Below are 26343 nucleotides of genomic sequence, written 5' to 3'. Positions count from 1 at the left end.
GTGGCAAGAGCCCTCACCCCAGCCCTCTCCCGCAAGCGGGAGAGGGAGAAGAGGCGCAGTGCCGGCAACCCAGCAACGCGATTGAGCACTGCCGCTGCTTGCTTCATCTTCTCAGTTCCGCTGCGGAAGCTTCAGCGCGCCGCAGCGCTGCAGCTCCGCAACCTCGTCCGCGCCATAGCCCGCCTCGCGAAGCACCTCGGCGCCGTGTTCGCCGAGCCGCGGCGCGAAGCGCTGGCGCTCGACCTTGGTATTCGACCACGTCGCCGAAACCTTCATGTCGCGGATCGCGCCTTCGCTGGGATGCTCGACGACGGGGAAGAAATCGGTCGCCACCGGATGCGGGTCGTGCAGGATGCTCTCGAGATCGTGCATCCGCATTGCCGGCACATCGGCTTCGTCGAGCAGCGTCACCCACCCCTCCGTGGTCCTGGTCAGGAAGATCCGTGCCAGCTCGGCATAGACCACGTCGATGTTCACCGCGCGCCGCGCGAAGCTGGTGTAGCGGTCGTCGGCGAGCAGATCGTCGCGGCCGACCGCGGTGAGGAAGCTGATCCATTGCTTGTCGTTATAGACCATGGCGCAGATGTAGCCGTCGGCAGTCTGATATGGCCGGCGGTCCGGCGACAGATGCCGCGCGTAGCCGCCGCGATCGAGCGGCGGCTCATAGGTGAGGCCGCCCATGTGATCGCCCATCACGAAGCTCGCCATCGTCTCGAACATCGGGATGTCGAGCCGCTGGCCTTGGCCGGTGCGATCCCTATGCACCAGCGAGGCGCAGATCGCGCCGACCGCGGTGAGCCCGACGATGCGGTCGACCAGCGCATTCGGCACGTAGCGCGGCGTGCCGTCACCGACCCGCGCATTCAGCGCCGGCAGCGCAGTGGCGCCCTGGATCAGATCGTCATAGGCCGGCTTGGCCGCATACGGCCCATCCTGGCCGAAGCCGAACACGCCGGCATAGATCAGCCGCGGATTAAGCGGCGCGACGTCGTCATAGCCGAGCCGCAGCCGCGCCATCGCCTGCGGGCGAACGTTATAAACCAGCACGTCGGCGCGCGCGATCAGCCGCAGCACCGCGGCGCGGCCGGCGTCGTGCTTGAGGTCGAGGCAGATGCTGCGCTTGTTGCGGTTGGCGTTGAGAAACACCGGCCCCATGCCGGGATGCCGTGCCGGACCGATCTGCCGGGTGACGTCGCCGTCTGGAGATTCGATCTTGATGACGTCGGCGCCGTAATCGCCGAGCATCTGGGTGGCATAAGGCCCCATCAGCACCGACGTCATGTCGACGATTATCGTGCCCGCCAGTGGCCCCATCGCGGCGCTTCGCATCCCTGGTTCGCGGCGCTCTGATCGGCGTCGTCATGGCGATGTAACGGGACCGGCTCACCGAGATCAAGCCGGCGCCCGGCATGGCGCCATGCGGGACATACTCCACGGCGCGGAAGGTTTTGACCGCCCTCATTGACCGAACAGCCGGCGAACCGTTGACTTCGCGCAGTTTGGGGCGGAGACGAGCGGCGATGACCACCCATCATACAACCTACACCGCGCCGCCATTCGGCCCGGCGCTGATGCTGAACGCCTTCGCGCCCTCGCGCGGCTGGAATCCGAAAGACGGCTTCCCGGATTTCAGCTTCATCTGGCGCGGCTATCAGATCAGTCCCGCTGCGCTGGCGACCTTGCAACGCGCTGCGGGCCGCGACGATGCGGCGACGGCCGACCGCCTGATGCTGCTGGCGCCGCATGTCACCGGCTTCCGGCTGACGATGGCGCTGCTGATGTGCCGGGACTGGCCGCTGCCGATCTGGCGGGCGCTGCAGCTCCGCAACCGGGTGATCCGCAGCGGCGCGATCAAACTCGACACGCCGTCCGACCTGATCGTGCGGGCGACCGGCTGGCGGGTGCATGACAAAGGCATTGAGCTCGACGTCCTGGCGCAACTGATGCAGGGCGAGGATTGGCCGTGGCAAAGCATTACCACGTTCTATTACCGCGGCCGCTTCGACGGACCGGCGAGCCACGGCGCCGACGACGGTGCGGCGATGGCCTCGCCCCCGATCGAGCCATCGCTGCCGCCGCTGACGCAATGGACTGTCGCTGGCGACGAGCGGCTGCGCTGGGCGGCGCTCACCGGCGACTACAATCCGCTGCACCTCGTCGATATCTACGCCCGTGCCACCGGCTTCGCTGCCGCCTCGGCCCACCCGCAGCGCATCGCGGCGCAATGCCTCGGCCACCTCGCCCCGACACCAGAGTCGCCGACGCAGCTCGATCTCTGGCTGAAAGGCCCGGTGTATTTCGGCCGCATTGCATCGCTGCGCGAGGCCGCGAGCGACGGCGGCACCACCTTCGGTCTCTGGATCGACGGCGACGATCGTCCGGCGATGGTGGGGGTGATGCGATAACTCCGTCATTGCGAGGAGCGCAGCGACGAAGCAATCCAGCTCCGTGCAGAGAGCCGGATTGCTTCGCGGAGCCTGTCATCGGGCGGCGCTTCAACCCGGGGGCTCGCGATAACGGAGGGGGACCTCCAGCATCTCGCGACCTTGGCATTCTCGGACCTATCAGTTCGTCATGCCCGGCCTTGTGCCGGGCATCCACGCCTTTGAATTCGCGATGGCCCGAAGGCGTGGATGGCCGGGACGAGCCCGGCCATGACGAGGAGAATCGGAAGTTGTTGCCGAATTACTTCACGATCTTCCGCAACTCCGTCTTCAGCACTTTGCCGTAATTGTTCTTCGGCAGCGCGTCGAGATAGACGTAGCGCTTGGGGCGCTTGAAGCGGGCGATGGTGGCGAGACAGTGGGCGTCGAGCGTGGCGTCGTCGGCCGCGGCGCCGTCAGCGAGCACGACGCAGGCGACGACGTTCTCACCCCATTCCGGATCGGCCACCCCGATCGCCGAGACCTCGCGCACAGCCGGATGCGTCAGCAGCGCCTCCTCGACTTCGCGCGGATAGATATTGGTGCCGCCGGAAATGATGACGTCCTTGGAGCGGTCGGACAGCGTCAGGAAGCCTTCGTCATCCAAGCGCCCGACATCGCCGGTGCGCAGCCAGCCGTCCTTCAGCGTCTCGGCATCAGCCTGCGGATTATTCCAATAGCCGAGCATCACGGTTGAGCCCTTGACCTCGATCTCGCCGGTCTCGCCCGGCGGCAGCACTTCGCCGTTCGCACCGGTGATCCGCACCGACACCACGCTCTGCGCGGTGCCGACCGAAGCGAGCCGCTGCAGATAGCGCGGATGATCGACGTCGGCGTGCAGCGCGCGCTTCAGCGAGGTGATCGTCATCGGCGATTCACCCTGGCCGTAGATCTGCACGAAGCGCTGGCCCATCACGCTGAGCGCCTCGCGGATGTCGGCGAGATACATCGGGCCGCCGCCATAGACGATGGTGCGCAGCCCCTCGCCGGTCTCGCCGCTGCGCTTGGCGGCCTCGACCATGCGCTTGATCATGGTCGGCGCGGCGAACATCGCGACGTTGCCGAGCTGCTTGCCGAGGCTCAGCACCTCGTCCGGATCAAACCCGCCGGACTCCGGCACGACGTGCCGCGCGCCGAACCGGACGTGGATCATGTTGTAGAGCCCGGCGCCGTGCGAGATCGGTGCGGCATACAGCGCCGCATCCTCGGGCGTCACCGCGTCGACGTCGGCCAGATAGCTCAGCGACATCGCCACGAGATTGCCGTGGCTGAGCATCACGCCCTTGGGCCGGCCGGTGGTGCCGGACGTGTAAAACAGCCAGGCGAGATCGTGATCGTCGCGCGCGACCGGCGCCTTGGCTCCTTCGCCGCTGCGGGCACGGTCGTAACCGTCGCTGTCGATCGCCAGCGCCGCCATGCCGTGCGGCAGATCGCAGGAGGCTTCGTTGAAGGTGTCGGCGGTGTCGTCGCAGATCAGCGCCAGCCTCGCTTCCGCGTTGCTGCAGATCCAGGCGACCTCCTTGCCGTGCAGCTTGGCGTTGATCGGGATCGCCACCGCGCCCGCCCACCAGATGCCATACAGCGCTTCGAGATAGCGCGTGCAATTATGCGCGAACAACGCGACACGATCGCCGGGCGCGATGCCGTAATCGCGCGCCAGCGCCGCGCCGAACGATGCCGCACGCGACGCGAACGTCGCGTAGTCGGCATCGACCGTGGTGCCCGTCAGCAGCGCCGGAGCGCCCGGCCGTAGCCGGGCGCTCGCAGCAAGCCATTCCGCCAGATTCATCCCCCGCCCCCCGGCTATTGGTTACTTGGCCGGTTCGAGCACCGACACGTAATTGGCGACCGCCGCGCCGCCCATATTGAAGATGCCCGCGAGCTTGGCGTCCTTGATCTGCATGCCTTCCGGCGCCTGGCCGAGCAGCTGCATCGCGCTCAGCACGTGCATCGACACGCCGGTCGCGCCGATCGGATGCCCCTTGGCCTTGAGACCGCCGGACGGATTGATCGGCAGCTTGCCGTCCTTCTGTGTCCAGCCTTCCTTGATCGCGCGGGCTCCCTGCCCCTTCGGCGTCAGGCCCATCGCTTCGTATTCGATCAGCTCGGCGATGGTGAAGCAGTCGTGGGTCTCGACGAACGACAGATCGTTCAGCGTGACGCCGGCCTGCTCCAGCGCGCGCTGCCAGGCCACGGTGCAGCCTTCGAACTGCAGGATGTCGCGCTTGGACATCGGCAGAAAGTCCTGCGCATGGGCGCGGGCGCGGATGTTGACCGCCTTGCCCATCGCCTTGGCGTTCTCGGCAGACGTCAGCACCAGCGCCGCGGCACCGTCGGACACCAGCGAGCAGTCGGTGCGCTTCAAAGGACCGGCGACGAACGGATTCTTCTCGCCTTCGGCGCGGCAGAACTCGAAGCCGAAATCCTTGCGCATCTGCGCATAGGGATTAGCGACGCCGTTGTGATGGTTCTTGGCGGCGATCATCGCCAGCGCGTCGGACTGGTCGCCGTATTTCTGGAAGTACTTCTGGGCGATGATCCCGAACACACCGGCAAACCCGGCCGGGGTGTCGCCGTCTTCCGGCAAGTACGACGCGCGCAGCAGATTCTTGCCGATCTCAGGCCCCGGGGTGCGGGTCATCTGCTCGACGCCGACCACCAGCACGACCTTGGCGGCGCCGGATTCGATCGCGCGGATGCCCTGATGCACCGCGGCCGAACCGGTCGCGCAGGCGTTCTCCACCCGGGTCGCCGGCTTGAACCGCAGCGCCGGATCGGCCTGCAGCACCAGCGAGGCGGTGAAGTCCTGCGGCGAGAAGCCGGCATTGAAATGTCCGAGCACGATCTCGTCGACGTCGCCCGGCGCAATCCCGGCGTCTGCGATCGCCTCAGTGGCGACGCGGACGATCATGCTTTCCACGGTTTCGGCGTCGAACTTGCCGAACGGCATATGGGCCCATCCAACGATGCTGGCAGTCATGGCGTTTTCTCCTCGAAGGTCGATGAAACTCGAACCTGGATTTATTATAGGATGACCATCAGATAAAGACATCCCCGCTCACGGAATGGTGGCCGGGCGTGGCACGAAGGGCGGACGCCGGCCCATCCGCGTCATTGCGAGCGCAGCGAAGCAATCTAGAGACCGTGCACGGAGTTGGATCGCTTCTCGCGGAGCCTGTGCCCGGACGGAGCGAAGCCCCGATCCGGCTGCTCCTCGCAATGACGGTGCGGGGCAAGGCGGTTACTTCACGAACTTGCCGCCCAGTTCGTCCTCGATGTGGATCCGGATGATGTCGTCGAAGGTCTTTTCGGCCGTGGTGAAGCCGAGCTTCAGCGCGCGGTCGGTCGAGAAGTTGCGCGGCCAGCCGGCGACGATGCCGATGATGGTCGGATCCGGCTCGCGCTTGATCCTTTCAACCACGGCCTTGCCGGCAACCCGCTCCAATGCGGCAATCTGCTCGCCGACCGTGGCAGGCAGCCCGGGCATCGACAGGCTGCGGCGCGGCCCCATCGCGGCGGTGTCCATAGTGGCGGCGTGGATCAAGAAGCCGACCGCCGAGCGCGGCGAAGCGTGCCAGTGCATCACCTCGTCCGACACCGGCAGCACCGCCTCCTCGCCGCTCAGCGGCTCGCGGATGATGTTCGAGAAGAAGCCGGACGCCGCCTTGTTCGGCTTGCCGGGTCGGACGCAGATCGTCGGCAGGCGAATGCCGACGCCGTCGAAGAAGCCCTTGCGGGTGTAGTCGGCGATCAGAAGTTCACAGATCGCCTTCTGGGTGCCGTAGCTGGTCAGCGGCGCCGACAGGAATTCGTCGCCGATCTTATCCGGGAACGGCGCGCCGAACACCGCGATCGACGAGGTGAACACCAGCCGCGGATGATAGTCGTCGCCCTCGGCGCGGATCGCATCGATCAGATGCTTGGTGCCGTCGAGATTGATCCGGTAGCCCTTGTCGAAATCCGCCTCGGCTTCGCCCGAGACGATGGCCGCCAGATGGAAGATCACCTCCGGCCGATGCGCCACCAGCGCCGCCGCCTGACCCGGTTCGGCGAGATCGCTGGTCACCACCTGGATCGCGATCGAGGCATGCGGCGGCCGCACCGGCGCCACCACGTCCTGCAGCGTCATCCGGGTGATCTCGCGGCTGCCGAGCCGCCCGTCCGCCAGCAGCCGGTCGGTGAGCTTGCGCCCGACCATGCCGGCAGCGCCGAGTATCAAAATGTGCAACGAACGTCCCCTCTCAATTGTCATTCCGGGACGCGCCGCAGGCGCGGACCCGGAATCTCGGTACCCGCTGCAGATTCCGGGTTCGCGAGCTCCGCTCGCGCCCCGGAATGACGGCCCTTACGATGAATCTTAAAGTCCATGAGGCGAGTGTGGCCCATCCTTCGAGACGCGCGCAAGAGCGCGCTCAGGACAACAATGTGCCTGGGAATGGCCTGACTTGTCCGACCGCATCGTCATTGCGAGCGAAGCGAAGCAATCCAGTTCAGTGCACGGCGCTGGATTGCTTCGTCGCTTCGCTCCTCGCAATGACGAAGCATTGCTATTCCTTGACCGCCCCGGTCATCGCCGACACGTAATGCTCGACGAAGAACGCGTACAGGATGACGAGCGGTAGCGAGCCGACCAGCGCGCCGGCCATCAGCGAGCCCCATTTGTAGATGTCGCCGTCGACGAATTCGTTGACGATCGCCACGGGCACGGTCTTGTTCGGCGTCGACTGCAGGAAGGTCAGCGCGTAAATGAATTCGTTCCAGCATAGCGTGAAGCAGAAGATGAAGGCCGAGATCAACCCCGGCACCGCCAGCGGAATGATGATCTTGATCAGGATCTGCCAGCGCGAAGCGCCGTCGATCAGCGCGCATTCCTCGAGCTCGAACGGGATGGTCTTGAAGTAGCCCATCAGCAGCCAGGTCGAGAACGGGATCAGCAGCGTCGGATACACCAGGATCAGCGACAGCGGCGAGTCGAACAGGCCGTAAGCCTGGATCACCGAGGCGAGCGGAATGAACAGGATCGACGGCGGCACCAGATACGCCAGGAAGATCGCGCCGCCGACGGTGTCGGCGCCGCGGAAGCGCAGCCGCACGATCGCATAGGCGGCGAGCACGCTGGCGGCGATCGACAGCACCGTCGAGGCGGCCGCGACGTACATCGTGTTCCACAGCCAGCGCGGATATTGGGTTTCGAACAGCAGCTTCTGGATGTGCTTCAGCGTCGGATGCACCACCCAGAACGGGTTGTAGGTCTCCATGTCGATCAGCTGCTCGTCCGGTTTGATCGCCGTCAGCCCCATCCAGTAGAACGGGAACAGCAGCACGACGAGGATGACGAACAGCGGCAGATACAGCGTCACCAGCCTGCGCGGCAGCGACTCCAGATAGCTCATGCCCTCGCTGTCGTCGCTCTGCGCGACGGTGGCGGCGGCTTTGACGGCGAGCCGCGGATCGGAGGCGGTGGTCTCAGTCATTGTCGGTCCCCTGCTGCCATTTGCGCCGCTGCATGCCGAACCACGAGATCGCGATCGCCGCGAGCAGGAACGGGATCATCGCGGTGGCGATCGCCGCGCCCTCCCCGAGCCGGCCCGACAGAATGCCGCGTTGATAGCTCAGCGTCGCCATCAGATGCGTGGCATTGACCGGCCCGCCGCGGGTCAGCGCCCAGATCAATTGGAAATCGGTGAAGGTGAACAGCACCGAGAACGTCATCACCACCGCGATGATCGGCGTCAGCAGCGGATAGGTGATGTAGCGGAAGCGCTGCCACGCGGTGGCGCCGTCCAGCGTCGCCGCTTCATACAGCGACGGCGACACCGTCTGCAGCCCGGCCAGCAGCGTGATCGCCACGAACGGCACGCCGCGCCAGATATTGGCGAAGATCACCGACGCGCGCGCCCAATTAGAATCGCCGAGGAAGTTGATGTTCTGATCGATCACCCCGAGCTTGATCAGCGACCAGGAGATGATCGAGAACTGCGAGTCGTAGATCCACCAAAACGCGATCGCCGACAGCACCGTCGGCACGATGAACGGCACCAGCACTGCGGCGCGAATGATCGCCTTGAACGGCATGTGGCGATTGAGCAGCAGCGCCAGATACAGGCCGACCGCGAATTTGATCGCGCTGGCGACCACCGTGTAGAGAATGGTGTTGAACACCGACAGCCAGAAGATGCTGTCGTCCCACAGCCATTCGTAATTCTCGATCCCGATGAACACCCCGCCGCGCCCGATCCGCGCGTCGGTGAAGCTCATCCACACGCCGAGAAACAGTGGATACGCCAGGAACAGGATCAGGAACGCCGCCGCCGGCAGCATGAACCACAGCGCGATGAAATTGCGGCTGGTGCGCAGGCGTTGCCAGGCAGTGGGGCCGGAGCTCGCTCGTAAGGAAGCCGATGTGTCGAGTGTGCTCATTCCAACTCCATCCGCCGATCGTAGCCGCAACTTATGCTGGCCTCCTCGTTCGTCATTCCGGGACGCGCCTGTTGGCGCGGGCCCGGAATCCATACTCCCGGCTGTGGTTATGGATTCCGGGCTCGCGCGGAGCCTGTCATCGGGCCGACCGAAGGTCGGACCCGTTGGCGCGCCCCGGAATGACAAAAGAGAGGTGGTCAATCCGGTCTAAACGGGAGGCCGATGCGCACACCGGCCTCCCGGTCTCAACACCTCACGCCCTGAAGATCCGCTTTGCGGCGCGTTCGGCGCTGCTCATGGCGGTCTTCACGTCTTCGCGGCCGGTGCAGTAGTTAGCGAACATATCGACGACGACGAAGTCGGCGATCGCCGCCGCGGCGTTCTCGCCCATTTGGGCGTCGCCGGCCGGCGTCGAGGCGGTGCGGGCGACGTCGCGATACGGCGTGTTCTTCGGGTCCGCGGTCCACATCGGGTTCTTCTCGTAGTCGAGCAGGAACGGCGACAGATAGCCCTGCGCCGCCTCGACCCACGGGTTGAACTGCTCCGGCTCCATCATGAAGGCGGTGAACGCCTTGCAGGTCTGCGGAAACTTGGTGAAGTTGTAGATCAGGATCGGAAAGCCGAGATGCAGCTCGCGGGTCTTGCCGTTGAGGCCGGCGGGCAGATGCGCGTGGTTGATGTCCTCCGCCATCTCCTTGTTGTCTTTCTTCGCCGTGACGTAGATCGAGATGCCGTTGGTGGTGAGATAAAGCTGCCCGGCCAGGAACGCCTTGTTGTTCGAGGCATCGTTCCACGACGCGGTGCCGGGAATGAAGTTGTCGTACAACCCCTTGACGTATTCGAGCGCCTTGGCGGTCTCTGGCGAATTGACGACGACCTTGCTGTCCTTGTCGATCAGCGCGCCGCCGTGCGCCCACAGCGCCCAGTGCAGCCAGCCATTGGCATCGCCCGACGCGTGGCCGAGCGCCATGCCGGCCGGCGTGCCGTTCTTGTTCATGCCCTTCACAAGATCGGAGAAGCCGGCGAGATCCTTCGGAAACTCCTTGTGGCCGGCCTTCTCGGCCGCGCTGATCCGGTAGTTGACGAGGCCGCCGGTCGCCGCCACCGGGATGCCGATCCACTTGCCGTTGTACATGCCGTAGGCCTTGCCGGAGTCACTCCAGCCGCCGCACTTCTTGGCGAGATAATCGGCGACGTCCGACACGTCGGTGCATTTGTTCGGGAACAGGAACGGCAGCGAGTACAGGCCCCACACCATGTCGAGCCCCTGCCCGGTGTTGGCGGCGACCGACGCCTTGGGCTGGATGTCGTCGTAGGACTCGTTGGAGACGTTGATGGTGACGTTGTTGGCCTTCTGGAACGCGTCGACGATCTTCATGAAGGCGACGTCTTCGGCTTCGACGAACCGCTTCCAGCGCAGTAGATTGATCTTGGCACCGGGCTCCGGCTTCCACGGCGAGGCCTGCGCCCAGGCCTTGGCGTAGCCGAGCAACTGGTCGGCGGACATCGTCGCTGCCGTGGCCAACGTGATCGCGCCACCCTTCAACAACGTGCGGCGATCGAGGGTAAAGTCCGTCATCTGTCGTTCACTCCCTATGTTCCGCGTTGTGCATTGGTTCGTTGATCGACCAATTCTTGTATTTGTCTGCGCCGCTCTAGATCCGCCGGCCGCTCTCCTTGTCGAACAGATGCGCGACGTCGGCGCGCGGCTGCAGATGGATCAGATCGCCGGGCGCGACCGGATGCCGTTCGCGAAACACCGCGATCACTTCCTGATCGCCGACCCGCGCCACGATCTGGGTTTCGGAGCCGGTCGGCTCGACCACCGCGACCTCGGCCGCAATGCCGCTGTCGGCGAAGTCGAGATGCTCGGGACGAATGCCATAGGAGACGGTGCGGCCGTTGCCGTTCGCCGGCGCCGCCATCACCGGCAGCTTGGCGCCGCTGGCGGTCTCGACATAAGGCTGGCCGCCGTTCACCTTCAACGTGCCGTCGAGGAAGTTCATCGCCGGCGAGCCGATGAAGCCGGCGACGAATTTGTTGTCAGGCCGGTCGTACAGATCCAGCGGCGCGCCGATCTGCTCGACCACGCCGTCCTGCATCACCACGATCTTGTCGGCCATCGTCATCGCCTCGATCTGGTCGTGGGTGACGTAGACCGTGGTGGTCTTCAGCCGCTGATGCAGTTCCTTGATCTCGGTGCGCATCGCCACCCGCAGCTTGGCGTCGAGGTTCGACAGCGGCTCGTCGAACAGGAACACCTGCGGATCGCGCACGATCGCACGGCCCATCGCGACGCGCTGGCGCTGGCCGCCGGAGAGCTGGCGCGGATAGCGGTCGAGCAATTTGCCGAGATCGAGGATGTCGGCGGCGCGCCGCACTTTACTGTCGATGGTCTTCTGATCGGCGCCGCGCAGCTTCAGGGAGAAGCCCATGTTCTGGGCCACCGTCATGTGCGGGTACAGCGCGTAGTTCTGGAACACCATGGCGATGTCCCGCTCCTTCGGCTGCACGTCGTTGACGATGCGCTCGCCGATCGAGATCGTTCCTGCGGTGATTTTTTCCAGCCCTGCGAGCATCCGCAGCAAAGTGGATTTGCCGCAGCCGGACGGGCCGACCAGAACGACGAACTCACCATCTTCGATGGGAACAGTCACGCCGTGCAATACTTCGAAGCCGCCGAAAGACTTACGCACGTCGTGAATCTGCACCGACGCCATCCAGCACCTCCCGATGTCCCGCCATTTGTTGCGGTCGTTGCCGCCGGCGTGAGACTTATGTTGACGCAACTCTTAGCAGAATATTTCGCCGCTGTCGCGCTCGCAAATTAGTCGGGCGTGATCACACTACGCCGATTGCGTAGCGCGGTGCGACATGCCAGCATGCGCGCCGTTCCATGCTCAGCAAAGGCGCTCAAAACATCCGCTTCAAGGATGTGTGCGGTGCGGGAGACACGATGACGAAGAACGATGCCGGCAGCCCCCGGCGCAAACTCCGGTCCAGCGAATGGTTCAACGATCCGCATAATCCGGGAATGACCGCGCTCTATCTCGAGCGCTATTTGAACTACGGACTGACCCGCGCGGAACTGCAGTCCGGCAAGCCGATCATCGGCATCGCCCAGACCGGCAACGACCTGTCGCCGTGCAACCGGCATCACCTCGATCTGGCGCAGCGCGTTCGCGAAGGCATCCGGGCGGCCGGCGGCATCGCGATGGAGTTTCCGGTGCATCCGATCCAGGAAACCGGCAAACGGCCGACCGCGGCGCTCGACCGCAATCTCGCGTATCTCGGCCTGGTCGAAGTGCTGTTCGGCTACCCGCTCGACGGCGTGGTGCTGACCACCGGCTGCGACAAAACTACGCCGGCCTGCCTGATGGCGGCCGCGACCGTGAACATCCCGGCGATCGTGCTGTCGGGCGGCCCGATGCTCAATGGCTGGCACAATGGCGAGCGCACCGGCTCCGGCACGGTGGTGTGGAAGTCGCGCGAGCGGCTTGCCGCCGGCGAGATCGACTACGAACAGTTCATGGAGATCGTGGCCTCGTCGGCGCCGTCGGTTGGGCACTGCAACACCATGGGCACCGCCTCGACGATGAACTCGCTGGCCGAAGCGCTCGGCATGTCGCTGCCCGGCTGCGCCGCGATCCCGGCGCCATATCGAGAGCGCGGCCAGATCGCCTACGAGACCGGCGTGCGCGCGGTCGAGATGGTGTGGGAGGATCTCAAGCCGTCCGATATCCTGACACGTAAGGCGTTCGAGAACGCCATCGTGGTCAATTCGGCGATCGGCGGCTCGACCAACGCGCCGATCCATCTCAATGCGCTGGCGCGCCATGTCGGCGTCGAGCTGTCGATCGACGACTGGCAGAGCGTCGGTCATGCGATTCCGCTGCTGGTCAATCTGCAGCCCGCCGGTCTCTATCTCGGCGAGGAGTATCACCGCGCCGGCGGCGTGCCGACGGTGGTCGGCGAATTGATGCGCCACGGCAAGATCCACCAGGACGCGCTGACGGTGAACGGCAAGACCATGGGCGAGAACTGCGCCGGCGCGCCCGCCCCCGATGGCGACGTGATCCATCGCTACGACACGCCGCTGGTGCATGACGCCGGCTTCCTGGTGCTGCGCGGCAATCTGTTCGATTCCGCGATCATGAAGACCAGCGTGATCAGCCTCGAATTCCGCGAACGCTATCTGTCCAACCCGAAGGACCCGAACGCGTTCGAGGGCCGCGCCATCGTGTTCGAAGGGCCGGAGGATTATCACCACCGCATCGACGATCCGGCGCTCGATATCGACGAGCACTGCATCCTGTTCGTGCGCGGCACCGGGCCGATCGGCTATCCGGGCGGCGCCGAGGTGGTCAACATGCAACCGCCGGCTGCGCTGATCAAACGCGGCATCCATTCGCTGCCGTGCATCGGCGACGGCCGTCAGTCCGGCACCTCGGGCTCACCGTCGATCCTCAACGCCACGCCGGAAGCCGCCGCCAATGGCGGGCTGGCGCTGCTGAAGACCGGAGACCGCGTCCGCATCGACCTCAACAGAGGCAGCGCCGACATCCTGATCCCGGACGAGGAGCTGAAGCAGCGTCGCGCCGATCTCGCCGCCCATGGCGGCTTCGCCTATCCGAAGCACCAGACGCCATGGCAGGAGCTGTATCGCTCGACCGTCGGCCAGCACGCCACCGGCGCCTGCATGGAGTTCGCCACCCGCTACCAGAACATCGCCGGCGCCGTCGGCGTGGCGCGGCATAATCATTGATGGGGCGGCTTGGGCACGGCACGTGCCCCATTACGATCGTCATGCGCGGGCTTGACCCGCGCATCCATCATCACACGAAGAACGATGGATGGCCGGGTCAAGCCCGGCCATGACGTCGTCGGGAGGAAACAGCATGACCGACCGCCTGAAAGGCAAACGCGCGTTCGTCACCGCGGCGGCGGCGGGGATTGGGCGGGCATCGGCGATTGCGTTTGCGCGCGAGGGCGCCGAGGTGTTCGCGACCGATATCGATGACGCCGGGCTTGCCTCACTCGCCGAGCACGGCATTGCGCGGACCGCGAAGCTCGATGTCCGCGACACCGCGGCGGTCGAAGCGATCGCCCGCGAAGCCGGCACCGTCGATATCCTGCTCAACGCCGCCGGCTTCGTGCATCACGGCACGGTGCTCGACTGTTCGGATGCAGATTGGGACTTCTCGTTCGACCTCAACGTCAAGTCAATGCACCGCACTATCCGCGCGTTTCTGCCCGCGATGCTGGAAGCGGGCCGCGGCTCGATCGTCAACATCTCGTCGGCCGCCGGCGTCGTCAAAGCGGCGCCGAACCGCTACGTCTATGGCGCAACGAAAGCCGCGGTAGCGGCGCTGACCCGCGCGGTCGCGGTCGATTTCATCACCCGTGGTATCCGCTGCAACGCGATCTGCCCGGGCACGATCGAAACCCCCTCAATGCTCGGCCGCGCCGCCGCGCTCGGGCCGCAGGGCCGCGAGATGTTCGTATCGCGCCAACCGATGGGTCGGCTCGGCAACGCCGAAGAGATCGCCGCGCTCGCGGTTTACCTCGCCAGCGACGAGAGCGCCTTCACCACCGGCGTCGCGCACATCATCGACGGCGGTTGGACGTTGTGAGTCCTTTCGCTGGGATCGAAGATCGTCATTGCGAGGAGCGAAGCGACGAAGCAATCCAGTTCAGTGCTCGTAGTCCTGGATTGCTTCGCTCGCAATGACGGAGTTGCCGAATAGGATCAGAGGACACAGCAGCCATGAACACCATCGACCTCAACCATCGCTGCGCGGTAGTCACCGGCGGGGCGCAGGGGATTGGGCGGGCGATCGCGGAGCGGTTCGTTGCGTCGGGGGCCAAGGTGGCGCTGTGGGACCACGACCTCGCGCTAGCCGAGCGGACCGCCAAGGAAATCGGCGACGACGTGACGATCGCCGTTGCGGTCGACGTCACCGATCCCGCCGCGATCGATCGCGCCCGTGACGCAACGCTGCAGGCGTTCGGCAAGATCGACATCCTGATCAACAATGCAGGGATCGCCGGCGTCAACAAGACGGTGTGGGAGACCGACTACGCCGAGTGGCAGCGGGTGTTGAAGCTGAACCTCGACGGCCCGTTTCTGTGCTGCAAGTCGGTGGTGCCGTCGATGATCGCGCATAAATACGGCCGCATCGTCAACATCGCCTCGATCGCCGGCAAGGAAGGCAACCCGAACGCCGCGCACTACTCGGCCTCGAAGGCCGGCGTGATCGCGCTGACCAAATCGCTCGGCAAAGAGCTGGCGTCCTACGACATCGCCGTCAACGCGGTGACGCCGGCCGCGGCGCGCACCGCGATCTTCGACCAGATGACCCAGCAGCATATCGACTTCATGCTGTCGAAGATCCCGAAGGGCCGCTTCGTGCTGGTCGAAGAAGTCGCCGCCCTGGTAGCGTGGCTGGCGTCGGAAGACTGCGCGTTTTCGACCGGCGCAGTGTTCGACATCTCCGGCGGACGCGCGACGTATTAAGCGGCGCACTTACCCCACAACGTCATTCCGGGGCGCGCGCAGCGCGAACCCGGAATCCCGAGATGGTCTGCGTGCCGCGAGGGGCCTTGCTTTGTGCGTGCGGGCGTCTCCCCGTGTCATCCCCGCGCAGGCGGGGATCCAGTATCCCAGGGCATCGATGATCACCACGAAGGCTCTGCAATACGGCTTCGCCCGCCTGCGCGGGCGATGACCGTCATTGCCTACAGCAGATTCCGGGTTCGCGAGCTTTCGCTCGCGCCCCGGAATGACGGCGCAGGGACGTTGTGGAAGAGACAACAGGCTGGAAGCATCACGCTGACAGGCTGCCGCGGAGGCCGACAGGCTCAGCCAGTCAGAGCCTCCCCTACCCCTTCCCCTTGGTCCGGAAGATCACCGGCAGGCTGAAGGTCAGGCCTTCGTCGGCGACCAGCGGCGGGGGCGCCGGGACGGGGTCGGAGCGCTTGATCATGTCGAGCGCGGCCTGATCGAACGCGGCGTCGCCGGAGCCTTCGACGATCCGCATCGACAGCACATGACCGACGCGGTCGAGTTCGAAGCCGACGACGATCCGCACGTTCTTCTGCGCGGCCTCCTTCGGGTAGCGCTTGTGCTTGTCGAGATACGCCACCAGCTCCTTCTGCCAGGTGGCGCGGATACGGGCGGCGGCCTTGCCGACGCCCTGCGCGGGCGCGACCGAGCGCGGACCTTCCTTGGCGGACTCGTTGCTCGGCATCGCGGTCGCTTCAGCGGCGACCGACTCGGTCGAGGCCTGCTGCTGTTGCTGCGCCTTTTCCTTCTGCTCCTCGTCGACCTTCTTAGGCGTCTCGGTGGTAACGACGCGGTCCGGCTCCTCGGTCTCCTGCGGGGTGTCCTTCGGCAGGTCGGAGTCCTTGACCTCGGCCTTCTGCTCGTTAAGCGCCGGCGACGCCATCGAGGCCTCGGTGTCCGGGCCCGGCGGCAGATCGGAGGCCTCGATCTTCGGCGACATCATCTCGACGCCGACCTCGATCGCCGGCGCGCCGAGCGCGTCGTCGTCGGCATCTTCCGGCATGCTGACCAGTGCCAGCGCGGCACCGCCGACGTGCAACGCCACGGCGCCGACGGCGGCCATCAGCCAGAGCCGGTAGGTGCCATTGCGGTTGAGGTCAGGGTCGGTCATGCGATTGCGTTTCTAACAAAGTGCAACTGTGTTTGCGAGCGGACCGGAGCCATCCGGCCGGCAAAGCCTTCGAAGGCTTTGCCTCGCCCCCTCCCGCGAGACGGCTAATTGCCGTCCGGCTTGGCGCCGGGCACCGCTTCCAGCGCCACCAGCTTGATCTTGGCGTAGCCGCCGGCCCGCAGCATCTCCAGCACGTCCATCAGCTCGCCATACGGCACCGCGCGGTCAGCGCGCAGGAAGATGAAGCGCTCCTTGGTCATGTCCGGCATGGTGTCGAGCGTCTTCACCAGGTCGACACGCTTGACCTGGTTCTCGCCGATCGCCACCGCGAGGTCGGACTTGATGCTGACATAGGTCGGCTTGTCCGGCCGCTTCTGCGGCGTGGCGCTCGAGGTCGGCAGGCTGACCGGAAGGTCGACCGTCGACAGCGGCGCCGCCACCATGAAGATGATCAGCAGCACCAGCATCACGTCGATGAACGGCGTGACGTTGATCTCGTGGGTCTCGTCGAAATCGTCGTCGAGATCGTCGGAATTGCCGAGCGAGACAGCCATCGCTCACTCCGCCGCGCGGGCGCGATGCGCGCCGCCGTGGCTGCGATCGAGATCGCGCGACAGCAGACGGCCGGCGGCGCCGGACGCGCGGGCGACCAGTTCGAGGTAGACTTTGATCTCGCGCGAGAAGTGATTGTAGATGATCACCGCCGGGATCGCGGCGACGAGGCCGATCGCGGTGGCGAGCAGCGCTTCGGCGATGCCGGGCGCGACCACCGCAAGGTTGGTGGTCTGCGACTTCGAAATGCCGATGAAGCTGTTCATGATGCCCCACACCGTGCCGAACAGGCCGATGAACGGTGCGGTGGCGCCGATGGTGGCCAGGAAGCCCATGCCGCGACGCATGTGACGGCCTTCGGCACGCACATACTCGCTGAACGACGACGCCGCGCGCTCCTTGATGCCTTCATCGCTCGACAGACCGGCCGACAGCTTCGCCTCGCGCAGCGCCGCGGCGAGCAGCATCGACAGCACGCTGTGCTTGTCGCCGAGCGCCATTTGCGCCTCGGCCAGCGAGCGTGATTCACCGATCTGCTTCAGCGAGCGGCGCAGCCGGAAACGGGCGCGGCCGAGCTCGACCTTCTTGGCGATGAAGATCGTCCAGGTGATCACCGAGGAGATCGCCAGACCGATCATGACGATTTTGACGATGATGTCGGCGTTGAGGAACATCGTCCACGGCGACAGCTCGGACAGGCCGGGCGTGACGCTACCCGGCTGATGCCCAGCCTCCGGCAACTCCTGCGATGCAGCCGGCGCAGGAGCCGTGGCGGCCGGCGCGGGAGCCGCGGGTTGCGACGGTGCGGTGGCGGCGGGAGGCGACGCCGGCTGTTGTGCGACGGACGGCGCGAGCGGCGCGGACAGCGACAGTGCGATCAGGGCAACGCCGATCGATCGGAAGCTCAACTTGTTCATACTTCGGCCCAGTAGCGGATGAGGTTGTGATAAATACCGGTCAATTTGACCGTTTCAGGGTCATCGCGTCCCAGCCGCTCGACAAGGGCCTGAATGGCGTTGTCGAGATCGTAGATCATGCTGCGCGCCTGCGCATCACGTATCATGCTCTGCAGCCAGAAAAAAGACGCCACCCGTGCGCCGCGCGTGACGGGAGTCACCATGTGCAGGCTGGTGGACGGATACAGCACGGCATCGCCCGCGGCCAATTTGACCTCGTGCGAGCCGTAAGTGTCTTCGATCACGAGTTCGCCGCCGTCGTACTCGTCCGGCTCGGCCAAGAACAACGTGACCGACAGATCGGTGCGAATACGCAGACCGGTGAGATGATCACCGCGCACCGCATTGTCGACATGGATGCCGAAATGGTGGCCGCCCGACGCCGCGTAGCGATTGAACAGCGGCGGGAAGATCTGCAGCGGCACCGCGGCAGAGACGAACTTCGGATTGCTGGTGAGCGCCGACACGATCCGCCGCCCGAGCGCACGCGCCAGATCGCTGTCCGGCGGCAATTGCTCGTTGCGCTTGACCATCGCCGACTGCGCGCCGGCGGTGGAGCGGCCATCCTCCCAATCGGCGGCGTCCATCAGGCGGCGGAATTCCGCAACCTCGGACTTCGGCAGAACCTCGGGAATACAGACCAGCATGGCTGCTCCAGTCTCGCGACGCGCTTACAGCGCGCCGCGCAGCGTCAACCAGACCGAACGACCCGGCGCGATGAACACGAACGGCGAGTTCGAACGATAGAACGCGTCGTAGTAGGTGGTGTTGAAGATGTTGTTGACCGACAACTTGGCGGTCATGTGTTTGTCGACTTTGAATTCGACAAAACTGTCGAACCGCCAGTGCTCGGGCAGCACGTTGCCGTTGATCGCCGCAAAGGTGCCGCCGTAGATCTTGGAGGCGTACACCGCCTGCCCGCCGACTTCCCAATGGTCGTCGAACTTGTACTTGGTGAGCAGGTTGAACGACTGGTGTGCGATGTTGGCGAGCTGCGCGCCGACCGAATTCGGATCGATCGACTGCAGCACCTTGGTTTCCATCAGCACCAGGCCGCCGAACACGCTCCAGCGGTCGGTAATCTTGCCGGAGGCTTCGAGGTCGATACCGCGGACCCGATAGACGCCGGTCGACAGAATGTTGTTGCCGACGGTTTCGCGGGCGTTCGACTTCTGGGTTTCGAACAGCGATGCGGTCAGCAGCAGTCGGCGATCGAACAGCTCCCATTTGGTGCCGACTTCCGCCGCCTTGTTCATTTCTGGCGGCAGCGCCTGGAAGGTGGCGTTGTTGACCACCAGGCCACCGTAAGCGGTGCCCGACGCGTCGAGTTCGGCGCCGACCGGGTTGGTCGAGGTCGCGTAGGCGGCGTACAGGCTGGCGTAAGGCAGCGGCTTCACCACCGCGCCGAGATTGTAGTTCCACATACCCGACTGCACCGCGGTGGAGGTCGCCGCGGTGTGTCCGGTGATGTTGTAATCGTCGTAGCGCAGGCCGCCGTTGAGGATGACGACGTCGTTCCAGTTGGCGGTCTCGATCACATAGGCCGACTTGGTGTCGACGTTGATGAAGGTCGGGTTGTAGGCGCGCTGCGGCTGGGTGGCGAACTCGAACAGGTTCGGCGGCGCCAGCAGCGGCACGGTGATGCGGCCGCCGCTCTGGAAGCCGGCGAGCTCCGAGGTGAGACCCGCATAGGTGTCGCGCATCACGCTTTCGCGCGAGATTTCGGCACCGCCGACCATGGTGTGCTTCACCCCGCCGACGTCGAACTTGTAGGTCAGGTCGGTCTGGTTGGCGAGCACGTCGGTGGTCTGATAGCGGCTCTGCGACGCCAGCGAGACCGTGGTGGCGGTCGGATTGCTCGGCAGCGTGCCGATATAGTCGAGCACCGAATGCGCGGCGCGCGAACGGTTGGTCAGGGTCAGATCCGGCGTGATCGCGAACTCGCCGGTGACTGTGCCGAAATCCTGCTTGGCCTTCTGGAAGTCGCGATTGACGAAGCCGTAATAGGTTTCGCGCGGCACGTTGACGTCGGTCGACGGCCGGCGCAGCGCGGTGTTGTACGGCACGCCGAAATCCGGGAGGCCGTCGAGATCGGTGTGGACGTAGTTGGCGGTGACCTTGATGGCGTCAGTCGGCGTCCACTTCACCGCGGCGAGCGTGCCCCAGCGGTCGTCGGTGACGTAGTTGCGACCGGCGACCTTGGCGTCCTGGTACAGGCCGTCGACACGCACCGCCAATGTCGGGCTCAGCACCTGGTTGACGTCCACCGTGACGCGCTTGGTGGCGTCGGAGCCGAACGTGGTTTCGGCCTTGGTGAAGTTGCCTTCGGTAGTCGCCTGCTTGGTGACGATGTTGATGGCACCACCGGCGGTGCCGCGGCCCGCCATGGTCGAGGCCGGACCGCGCAGGATCTCGACCTGCTCGGTGAAGAAGTTCTCGCGGATCGAGATCGCCGGATCGCGAATGCCGTCGATGAACACGTCGTTGCGGGCATCGAAGCCACGGATGAAGAAGCGGTCGCCGAACGCGTTGCCGCCCTCCCCGGTACCGAGCGTGACGCCGGCGGTGGAACGCGCCACTTCGCGCAGCGAGGTCGCGTTCTTGTCCTCGAGCAGCTCCTTGGTCAGCACCGTTACGGTGCGGGGGGTGTTGAGCACCGGCTCGGTGAACTTGGTGCCCGACAGCCGGTCGACCTTGTAGGGCGCGGCCGCATCCGCATAGGGGTTGCGATCCGCCGACAGCGTGCCGGCATTGGGAAACGGCACCGGCTGCACCTGGGTCGGCTGCGTGCGGCGGGCCGCCCGGCGCAGCGCGGTGCGGGCCCGCACCTGATCAGGCGTTGCGCGCGCCGCAGCCGGCTTCGGCCGAGCCACCGGGGCATCGACGGTCACGGCCGGAAGACTCGACTGCTGCGCTTCGGCGCCGCCGATCGACGCCACCGCGATCATGCCGGCTACCGCCGACACCTTGCGGCCATGATGGCCGTCGAATTCGCCGAACGTCCGAAGCGTTGCTTCCGCTCGCAACGACCTCGGTGCCTTTGCCCCGTTCATCCCACGCCCCCAGATGTGCTGCCGCTAATCAAGTGCAACAAAGGTGGTATCGAGCGGGGTATCGAGGGTCAACGAAGCGTCACGATCGACAAGATGGAATAGTTCAAGATCAAAATCATTCTAAGAAACCGCCTCCGTAAACATCCGGAAGCGCGACAAATCTCGGTACTTCAGCACCTCGAAGTGATCGATTGTTGCTCACTTCATGAGCAGACCCTGATGCAAGGGAACAGCGCTGTGGACATCACGCTGCGCGTGCGGGCGCGCAGAGACCCTGAGGGCTGACTTACTCCGCGGGGCTCGGCGGCTTCATCAACGAGAACATCTCGTCGACGGTCTGCTGCGCCGTGAGCCGCACCCGCTCGGTATCCACCATCCCATCGATGCGGATACCGCGGACCACCGCGCGGATCTCGTCGCGAAACTCGCTGAGGAATTGCAGCGGGTCGCGCTGCTCATTGGCGACGCGCGCAATCAGCCCGGTGATCAGGATCTGGCAGGCGATCATCCGGCCGTTGAGCTCTTCCATTCTGTACTCCGGTCGCGCGGCAGCACATTCCCCCTGCCGCATCGAGCGCCGTGGTATGGCCGAGCTGCGCGCAACTGACAATTGGAAGAGTTCTTAACTGGAGCTCATACCCTGCCCGTGCCTACGACCGGCGAGCGATCGACGGCGCTGCCGCAACCCACTTCCGTGCCCGCTCGATGAACCCTGCCGCTCCATGAAAGTTTAGCAATGTCATGCGGTTTGTGATGTGCTGGCGGCAATTGCCGCTATAGTTACCCCTCAATCCAGGCAATCACCGCCGCGCGGGCTGAACCGGTCGCCAGAAGCCGTCACCGCCGGCCGAACATCGGATCGGGCATGAACAAACCCGGCGCCTATCGCAGGGCCTTCGTTGTCGTGTGCCTGCTGCTTGCAGCGGGCGGTTCTTATTGGGGCTGGCAACGCGTCCAGAGCGGCCGCTCCGCGGCGCCGGGCGGCATCCCGCAGGCGCAATCTGGCACCTCCGCGCCGAAGGCCGGCGCCGGCCGCACCGCAGCGGTTCCCGTGACGGTGGCGACCGCGCAGAAGGCCGACTTCCCGGTGTATCTGAGCGGGCTCGGAACCGTGCAGGGCTTCAATACCGTCCTGGTCCGCAGCCGGGTCGACGGGCAACTCGACAACATCGCCTTCACCGAGGGCCAGATCGTCCAGGCCGGCGACCTGCTGGCGCAGATCGACCCGCGGCCGTTCCAGGCGACGCTGGACCAGGCCAAGGCCAAGAAGGCGCAGGACGAGGCCAATCTCGCCAACGCCAAGCTCGACCTCAGCCGCTCGGTGCGGCTCGGCGAGTTCGCCACCAAGCAGCAGACCGATACCCAGCGCTCCAACGTCCAGCAGCTCACCGCGCAGATCGAGGCCGACGAGGCCGCGATCGCCAACGCCCAGACCCAGCTCGATTACGCGACGATCAAGGCGCCGATCTCCGGCGTCACCGGGCTGCGCCAGGTCGACAAGGGTAACATCGTCAACGCCTCGAGCCAGACCGGCATCGTCACCATCGCGCAGATCGAGCCGATCGCGGTGATCTTCACCGCGCCGGAAGAGCGCGTGTTCGACATCAACCGCGCCCTCGCCGCACGCCCGCTCCAGGTGATCGCGCTCTCCACCGACGCCAAAACCACCTTCGCCGAGGACGGCACGCTGGCGGTGGTCAACAACCAGGTCGACAGCAACAGCGGCACGGTGCGGCTCAAGGCGGTGTTCGCCAACAAGAACCACGCGCTGTGGCCCGGCCTGTCGGTGCAGACCCGGCTGCTGGTGAAGACCTTGAAGGACGTCGTGGTGGTTCCGAACGATGCGGTCCAGCACGGCACCGACGGGCTGTATGCCTACGCGGTCGACGCCGACAACAAGGCCGAGCTACGCAAGCTGGTGGTCGGCCCCGCCAACGACCAGAACACCGTGATCGAGCGCGGTCTCGAGCCCGGCGATCGGGTCGTGGTCGGCGGCCAGTACAAGGTCAAGCCGGGCACGCCGCTGGCGTTCAAGGTCGCCGACAACGAACCGGCGGCGCCGGCGCAGCCCAAGCCGGCCGGGAAATAGCCATGGACCGGAGCATCTCGGCGCCGTTCATCCGCTACCCGATCGCGACCTCGCTATTGATGGCGGGGATCCTGTTCCTCGGCCTGATCGCCTACCCAGCGCTGCCGGTGGCGCCGCTGCCGCAGGTCGACTTCCCCACTATCCAGATTTCCGCCAGCCTGCCCGGCGCCAGCCCGGAAACCATGGCCTCGTCGGTGGCGACGCCGCTCGAGCGCCAGCTCGCGCAGATCCCCGGCGTGTCGCAGATGACCTCGACGAGCTCGCTGGGCTCGACCGCGGTCACCATCCAGTTCGACCTCAACCGCAACATCGACGCCGCCGCCAACGACGTCCAGGCGGCGATCAACGCCGCCGGCGGCCAGCTGCCGAAGAACCTGCCCAACCCGCCGACCTATCGCAAGGTCAACCCGGCCGATGCGCCGATCCTGATCCTGTCGGCAACCTCCGACACCCTGCCGCTCACCACGGTCAGCGACAACGCCGACGCCAAGATCGCCCAGCAGATCAGCCAGATCACCGGCGTCGCCCAGGTGTTCATCGGCGGCCAGCAGAAGCCGGCGATCCGGATCCAAGTCGATCCGGCCAAGCTGATGACCAAGGGCCTGTCGCTCGAGGACGTCCGCGCCCAGATCGCGATCACCACCGTCGACAGTCCGAAGGGCACGCTCGACGCGCCGAACCGCAGCTACACCATCTACGCCAACGACCAGCTCACCGAGTCCAAGGACTGGAACGACGTCATCCTCGCCTATCGCAACGGCGGCCCGCTGCGGATTCGCGACGTCGGCCACGCGGTGACCGGGCCGGAGGACGCCAAGACCGCGGCGTGGGCCAACGGCAAGCGCGGCGTGTTCCTGGTGGTGTTCAAGCAGCCCGGCGCCAACGTCATCGACACCGTCGATCACATCAAGGCGGAGCTGCCGCGGTTGGTCGCCGGCATTCCGCCCGCCATCAAGGTCGAGGTGATCAGCGACCGCACCACCACCATCCGCGCCGCCGTCGAGGACGTGCAGTTCACCCTGCTGCTGACCATCGCGCTAGTGGTGATGGTGATCTTCCTGTTCCTGCGCAGCTTCTGGGCCACCATCATTCCCAGCGTCACGGTGCCGCTGGCGCTGCTCGGCGCCTGCGCGCTGATGTGGGCCGCCGGCTACACGCTGGACAACCTGTCGCTGATGGCGCTGACGATCTCGGTCGGCTTCGTGGTCGACGACGCCATCGTGATGCTGGAGAACATCGCCCGCCATATCGAAGAAGGCGAGAAGCCGTTCACCGCGGCGCTGAAGGGCGCGCGCGAAATCGGCTTCACCATCGTGTCGATCTCGATCTCGCTGGTCGCGGTGCTGATCCCGCTGCTGTTCATGGGTGGCATCATCGGCCGGCTGTTCCGCGAATTCGCCGTGACGCTGGCGATGACCATCGCCGTGTCGATGCTGGTGTCGCTGACGCTGACGCCGATGATGGCGTCGCGCTTCATGCGGCCGGCCACCGAAGTCCGCCACGGCCGGATCTATCAGTGGATCGAAGGCGCGTTCGAGGCGATGCTGCGCGCCTATGAGCGCGGCCTCGATCTGGTGCTGCGCTGGCGCTTCACCACGCTGATGGTGTTTTTCGCGACGGTGGGACTGTCGGTGTACCTGTTCGTTGCGATCCCGAAGGGCTTCTTCCCGCAACAGGACGTCGGCATGATCACCGCGGCGTCCGAGGCCGCGCAGGACATCTCGTTCACCGGGATGAAGCAGCGCCAGGAGCAGCTCGGCGAGATCGTGATGGCCGATCCCGACGTCGACAGCGTCGCGATGTTCATCGGCGGCAGCGGCACCGCGCTCAACACCGGGCGGATGTTCATCACGCTGAAGCCGCGCGACGAGCGCTCGGCCAGCGCCCAGGAGATCATCGCGCGGCTGCGGCCGAAGCTGGAGAAGGTCGAAGGCGCGCGGCTGTTCATGCAGGCGGCCCAGGACGTCCGGCTCGGCGGCCGGCCGACCCGTACCCAGTTCGAATACACCCTGCAGGACGCCAACCTCACCGAGCTCAACGAGTGGGCGCCGAAGGTGCTGGCGAAGATGCAGTCGCTGCCGCAACTGCGCGACGTCGCCACCGACCAGCAGACCGAAGGCACGACGCTGACGCTGACGATCGACCGCGACACCGCCTCGCGGTTCGGCATCAAGCCGCAACTGATCGACGACACGCTGTACGACGCGTTCGGCCAGCGCCAGGTGACGCAGTACTTCACCCAGGTGAACACCTACCGGATCATCCTGGAGGTGCTGCCGGAGCTGCAGGGCCGGCTCGACACGCTGAACCAGATCTACGTCAAGTCGCCGACCACCGGCGATCAGGTGCCGCTGTCGGCGTTCGCGAAGTGGACCACCGTGCCGGTGCGGCCGCTGTCGATCAGTCACCAGGGCCAATTCCCCGCCACCACGATCAGCTTCAATCTGGCGCAGGGCGTCGCGCTCGGCCAGGCGACAGAAGCGGTGCAGGCCGCAATGGCCGAGATGGGCACGCCGCCGACGCTGAGCGGCAGCTTCCAGGGCACCGCGCAGGCGTTCCAGCAGTCGCTATCGACCGTGCCGCTGTTGATCGTCGCGGCGCTGGTGGTGGTCTATCTGATCCTCGGCATCCTGTACGAGAGCTACATCCACCCGCTGACGATTCTGTCAACCCTGCCGTCGGCCGGCGTCGGCGCGCTGGCGATGCTGATGCTGTTCGGCTTCGACTTCAGCCTGATCGCGCTGATCGGCATCATCCTGCTGATCGGCATTGTGAAGAAGAACGGCATCATGATGGTCGACTTCGCCATCACCGCCGAGCGCGACGAGCATCTCGATCCCGAGCAGGCGATCCGCAAGGCCGCGCTGCTGCGCTTCCGCCCGATCATGATGACCACGATGGCGGCGATGCTCGGCGGCGTGCCGCTGATGCTCGGCACCGGTACCGGCTCGGAAATCCGCCAGCCGCTCGGCTACGCGATGGTCGGCGGCCTGCTGGTCAGCCAGGCGCTGACGCTGTTCACCACCCCGGTGGTGTACCTCTATCTCGACCGCCTCTCCAACGCCCTCACCAACTGGGGCCGCACCCACATCCCGGTCGACGAGGACGAAGACGACCGCGTCCAACGCGCGGCGGAGTAACGCGGAGCGCGGTGAGCGAGTCGGGTTGTCGCGC

20 protein-coding genes are annotated in these 26343 nt (G+C 65.6%); 6 read left to right on the top strand and 14 right to left on the bottom strand.

The annotated features are described in order from the left end of the window. Positions 1 to 111: 111 nt before the first annotated feature. A complete protein-coding gene (locus tag VRZ08_RS18470; protein ID WP_414533450.1) occupies positions 112 to 1314 on the bottom strand; it encodes a CaiB/BaiF CoA transferase family protein in 1203 nt (400 codons plus the stop codon). A gap of 206 nt (positions 1315 to 1520) precedes the next feature. On the opposite strand from VRZ08_RS18470, the gene VRZ08_RS18465 reads away from it, so the two are divergent. Then, positions 1521 to 2405 (top strand): acyl dehydratase, encoded by an 885-nt coding sequence (locus tag VRZ08_RS18465; protein ID WP_414533449.1) that lies wholly within the window; start codon positions 1521 to 1523, stop codon positions 2403 to 2405. Positions 2406 to 2685: 280 nt separating this feature from the next. Here VRZ08_RS18465 and VRZ08_RS18460 read toward each other — a convergent pair whose 3' ends face one another. The 7 genes from VRZ08_RS18460 to VRZ08_RS18430 form a co-directional block, all read right to left on the bottom strand. Then, a complete protein-coding gene (locus tag VRZ08_RS18460; RefSeq protein ID WP_414533448.1) occupies positions 2686 to 4212 on the bottom strand; it encodes an AMP-binding protein in 1527 nt (508 codons plus the stop codon). Between the two features lie 21 nt (positions 4213 to 4233). After that, positions 4234 to 5403: an acetyl-CoA acetyltransferase gene (locus VRZ08_RS18455; protein WP_408016645.1), complete on the bottom strand. Its 1170-nt coding sequence runs from the start codon at positions 5401 to 5403 to the stop codon at positions 4234 to 4236. 261 nt (positions 5404 to 5664) lie between these two features. After that, positions 5665 to 6651, bottom strand: a complete 987-nt coding sequence (gene denD, locus VRZ08_RS18450) for a D-erythronate dehydrogenase (protein ID WP_263989058.1) — start codon at positions 6649 to 6651, stop codon at positions 5665 to 5667. A gap of 319 nt (positions 6652 to 6970) precedes the next feature. Continuing rightward, entirely contained in the window at positions 6971 to 7897 is a 927-nt protein-coding gene (locus VRZ08_RS18445; RefSeq protein WP_107345251.1) for a carbohydrate ABC transporter permease, read from the bottom strand. Then, positions 7890 to 8843 carry a carbohydrate ABC transporter permease gene (locus tag VRZ08_RS18440; protein WP_414533447.1) on the bottom strand — a complete coding sequence of 318 codons (954 nt, stop codon included), beginning with the start codon at positions 8841 to 8843 and terminating at the stop codon, positions 7890 to 7892. The genes VRZ08_RS18445 and VRZ08_RS18440 overlap by 8 nt, the downstream gene beginning before the upstream one ends. Positions 8844 to 9096: 253 nt before the next feature. Further along, on the bottom strand, positions 9097 to 10422 hold the full coding sequence (locus VRZ08_RS18435) for an ABC transporter substrate-binding protein (protein WP_414533446.1): 1326 nt from the start codon (positions 10420 to 10422) through the stop codon (positions 9097 to 9099). 76 nt (positions 10423 to 10498) lie between these two features. Beyond that, positions 10499 to 11563 (bottom strand): ABC transporter ATP-binding protein, encoded by a 1065-nt coding sequence (locus VRZ08_RS18430; protein WP_414533445.1) that lies wholly within the window; start codon positions 11561 to 11563, stop codon positions 10499 to 10501. A gap of 236 nt (positions 11564 to 11799) precedes the next feature. On the opposite strand from VRZ08_RS18430, the gene VRZ08_RS18425 reads away from it, so the two are divergent. From VRZ08_RS18425 to VRZ08_RS18415, 3 genes are all read left to right on the top strand, one after another. After that, on the top strand, positions 11800 to 13608 hold the full coding sequence (locus VRZ08_RS18425; RefSeq protein ID WP_414533444.1) for an IlvD/Edd family dehydratase: 1809 nt from the start codon (positions 11800 to 11802) through the stop codon (positions 13606 to 13608). A gap of 133 nt (positions 13609 to 13741) precedes the next feature. Next, a complete protein-coding gene (locus VRZ08_RS18420) occupies positions 13742 to 14476 on the top strand; it encodes an SDR family oxidoreductase (protein ID WP_414533443.1) in 735 nt (244 codons plus the stop codon). 134 nt (positions 14477 to 14610) lie between these two features. Next, entirely contained in the window at positions 14611 to 15360 is a 750-nt protein-coding gene (locus VRZ08_RS18415; protein WP_414533442.1) for an SDR family NAD(P)-dependent oxidoreductase, read from the top strand. A 364-nt stretch (positions 15361 to 15724) separates the two neighbouring features. On the opposite strand, the gene VRZ08_RS18410 is transcribed toward VRZ08_RS18415, so the two are convergent. The 6 genes from VRZ08_RS18410 to VRZ08_RS18385 form a co-directional block, all read right to left on the bottom strand. Further along, positions 15725 to 16519, bottom strand: a complete 795-nt coding sequence (locus VRZ08_RS18410) for an energy transducer TonB (RefSeq protein WP_107356297.1) — start codon at positions 16517 to 16519, stop codon at positions 15725 to 15727. A gap of 104 nt (positions 16520 to 16623) precedes the next feature. Further along, a complete protein-coding gene (exbD, locus tag VRZ08_RS18405; protein ID WP_107356298.1) occupies positions 16624 to 17073 on the bottom strand; it encodes a TonB system transport protein ExbD in 450 nt (149 codons plus the stop codon). A gap of 3 nt (positions 17074 to 17076) precedes the next feature. After that, positions 17077 to 17988, bottom strand: coding sequence for a tonB-system energizer ExbB (gene exbB / locus VRZ08_RS18400; protein WP_414533441.1), 912 nt, complete (start codon positions 17986 to 17988; stop codon positions 17077 to 17079). Further along, the gene (locus VRZ08_RS18395; RefSeq protein WP_164573668.1) at positions 17985 to 18674 is read right to left on the bottom strand and encodes a Fe2+-dependent dioxygenase; all 690 of its coding nucleotides are present in this window, start codon (positions 18672 to 18674) and stop codon (positions 17985 to 17987) included. Before VRZ08_RS18395 ends, exbB begins: the two co-directional genes overlap by 4 nt. A 24-nt stretch (positions 18675 to 18698) precedes the next feature. Next, positions 18699 to 21080 carry a TonB-dependent receptor gene (locus VRZ08_RS18390; RefSeq protein WP_107356301.1) on the bottom strand — a complete coding sequence of 794 codons (2382 nt, stop codon included), beginning with the start codon at positions 21078 to 21080 and terminating at the stop codon, positions 18699 to 18701. Between the two features lie 286 nt (positions 21081 to 21366). After that, positions 21367 to 21609, bottom strand: a complete 243-nt coding sequence (locus VRZ08_RS18385) for a hypothetical protein (protein WP_011159021.1) — start codon at positions 21607 to 21609, stop codon at positions 21367 to 21369. Positions 21610 to 21945: 336 nt separating this feature from the next. On the opposite strand from VRZ08_RS18385, the gene VRZ08_RS18380 reads away from it, so the two are divergent. Together VRZ08_RS18380 and VRZ08_RS18375 are read left to right on the top strand one after the other, a co-directional pair. Then, positions 21946 to 23169 carry an efflux RND transporter periplasmic adaptor subunit gene (locus VRZ08_RS18380; RefSeq protein WP_263989066.1) on the top strand — a complete coding sequence of 408 codons (1224 nt, stop codon included), beginning with the start codon at positions 21946 to 21948 and terminating at the stop codon, positions 23167 to 23169. Positions 23170 to 23171: 2 nt separating this feature from the next. Beyond that, the gene (locus tag VRZ08_RS18375) at positions 23172 to 26309 is read left to right on the top strand and encodes a multidrug efflux RND transporter permease subunit (protein ID WP_264074013.1); all 3138 of its coding nucleotides are present in this window, start codon (positions 23172 to 23174) and stop codon (positions 26307 to 26309) included. The last annotated feature ends 34 nt before the right edge of the window (positions 26310 to 26343 follow it).

The sequence above is a fragment of the Rhodopseudomonas sp. G2_2311 genome (assembly GCF_047501505.1).
Lineage (GTDB): Bacteria > Pseudomonadota > Alphaproteobacteria > Rhizobiales > Xanthobacteraceae > Rhodopseudomonas > Rhodopseudomonas palustris_H.
The sequence above is the reverse complement of the archived record's forward strand: the minus strand, read 5'-3'. Positions and strand labels throughout refer to the sequence as shown.